Source organism: Pseudomonas saxonica (assembly GCF_007858365.1).
In the GTDB taxonomy this organism is placed as follows: domain Bacteria; phylum Pseudomonadota; class Gammaproteobacteria; order Pseudomonadales; family Pseudomonadaceae; genus Aquipseudomonas; species Aquipseudomonas saxonica.
Window position 1 is genome coordinate 1 of sequence record NZ_VFIO01000026.1, and the last position, 2,041, is coordinate 2,041.

Annotated in this window: 2 protein-coding genes; both read right to left on the reverse strand. The window is 57.8% G+C overall.

Annotated features, from left to right (window positions below):
* Positions 1-45 precede the first annotated feature (45 nt).
* Positions 46-1,578 (reverse strand): IS66 family transposase, encoded by a 1,533-nt coding sequence (gene tnpC / locus FJD38_RS24320; RefSeq protein WP_094990037.1) that lies wholly within the window; start codon positions 1,576-1,578, stop codon positions 46-48.
* Between the two features lie 18 nt (positions 1,579-1,596).
* Positions 1,597-1,956: an IS66 family insertion sequence element accessory protein TnpB gene (gene tnpB / locus FJD38_RS24325; protein ID WP_244302807.1), complete on the reverse strand. Its 360-nt coding sequence runs from the start codon at positions 1,954-1,956 to the stop codon at positions 1,597-1,599.
* Positions 1,957-2,041: the final 85 nt, after the last annotated feature.

A 2,041-nucleotide genomic window follows, 5' to 3' on the forward strand; every position in this document is an offset into this window, starting at 1 on the left:
GTAACCGATCCATGAACCCCACCTACCGCAAGGTGGAAGCCAAGGTTACCGTGGCATCTCCGGCGAACAGTTCCATGGCAGCAGCGCTTCGTAGTCTGCTACTGACGACGCATGGGGCAGTCGCTCAAGTACGTGGCGCAGCCACGTATAAGGCTCTTGGCCGTTGACCTTGGCGGTTTCGACCAAGCTGTAGATTTGCGCGCTAGCCGTGGCTCCCTTGGGCGTGTCACTGAACAGCCAAGCCTTGCGCCCGATCACAAACGGCTTTATGGCCCGCTCTGCCAGGTTGTTGTCGATCGGCAGGTGGCCTGCCTCAACATACCGTTCCAGGCGGCTCCAGTTGTTTGCCAGGTAATGTACCGCCTTGCCCAGTACGCTTTGCGGTGTCACTTGCGAGTGTGTCTTGTCGAGCCAACTTTTCAACTGCTCGAGGATGGGCAGGCTTCGCTCCTGACGACCGATGAATCGCTGTTCATCGCTGGCATCCTTGAGGTCGCGTTCGATGCCATACAGTTTGTTGATCATCGTCAGCGCGACATCGGCGCGACCGATCTTGCCCTTGGGCTGCACCTTCTGCGCTTCGACGAATTTACGGCGGACATGCGCCATGCACGCCAGCCGTTCAACGCCCGACTGTAACGCCAAAGCGTTGTAACCAGCGTAGTCATCGGTCATCACGCAGCCGCGATAGCCCTCCAGCAGGCGCAGCGGCACCTCCTGCGCGCGGCTGGTGGTGTAATCGAAAAGCACGACTTGTCGATCAGGCGGGCCACTGGCCTGCACCCACATCCAGGACTGACTGGTCGGGTCACGATCCGGCTCTTTGAGCACCTGCACTCGTGTTTCGTCGCAATGGATCACCGGGCTTTCCAGCAGGCGGTCACGCATCAAGTTGATCAGCGGCTGGAAGTATTCACTGCACTGGATCACCCAGCGGGCCAGGGTTTGCCGGGGGATCTCGATACCATGTCGGCTCAGCACCGTCTCGAAGCGGTGCAGCGGCAGGCCATCGACGTACTTGGTGGTCAGCAACATCGCCAGCACGCTGGGACTGGCCATGCTCTTTTCAATCAATTGGGCCGGCTTATCAGCAGTGACCGGCGCGGTTTCGCAACCACGGCAGCCATAAATTTTGCGTATGTGTTTAAGCACACGGATCTGCATCGGCACGATGTCGAGTTGTTCGCTGGTTTGCTCGCCAATCACGTGTTTGCGGCAACCACAAGCGCAAGTCAGTTCGTGCTCGGGCAAGTCATGAATGATTTCAATGCGTGGCAGGTCAGCCGACAGTGGTTTGCGTTTGCCGCGCTGCTTGGTCGGCGCAACAACTTCTTCGTCGGCATCATCAGCGTCAGGTAGCCACTGGCTTTCGGGTTCGTTGAACAACGCCAGTTGGGGCGTGTTGGACTCGACGGTTTGCTCGGACTTGCGATTGAACAGTCGGTCACGCAGCAGCTTGACCTGTTCTTTAAGATCGACGATCTGACCTTTGTCGACCGTGCGCTCGGCCAACAACTGCGCAAGCAGTTGTTTGAGCGCGGCAGGGTCGTCAGGAAGGTCATCGGGCACTGAAATCATGGCCCGGATTATACCGGCTCAGGCGACGAAACGAGGCGTCAAAACCTGATGCGGGCGGTTGCGCCAGAGATCAAAACCGTCGAGTAGCCAATTCAGTTCCTGGACGGTCAGGACGATAGCTTCGTCGGTGGCGTCGGGTGAGGTTTTGAAACGCTCGGCTTCGAGGCGCTTGAGCCAAAGGCAGAAGCCGTTGCGCTCCCAGTACAACACTTTTATACGGTTACGGGCTTTATTGAGGAAGACGAAAAGTACCGGGTCGAACACGGCGACCTTGATGTCTAGCTCGACCAGAGCAGTGAGGCCGTCGATGGACTTTCGAAAGTCCACGGGCTTGGGATAGAGGTAGACTTTTTCGACTTTGGCGTCGGGTCGCATCATGGCCTGCTGGCTCCAGAAAGAAATCGGGAGCGCAGCATCGGACATCAAATTCCGGCTTGGAATGTGGGGTTCATGGAGCGGTTAC

Excerpts from the sequence above, each read along its gene's own strand:
- tnpC (WP_094990037.1), bottom strand. The coding sequence starts at position 1,578 with ATGATTTCAGTGCCCGATGACCTTCCTGACGACCCTGCCGCGCTCAAA.
- tnpB (WP_244302807.1), bottom strand. The coding sequence starts at position 1,956 with ATGATGCGACCCGACGCCAAAGTCGAAAAAGTCTACCTCTATCCCAAG.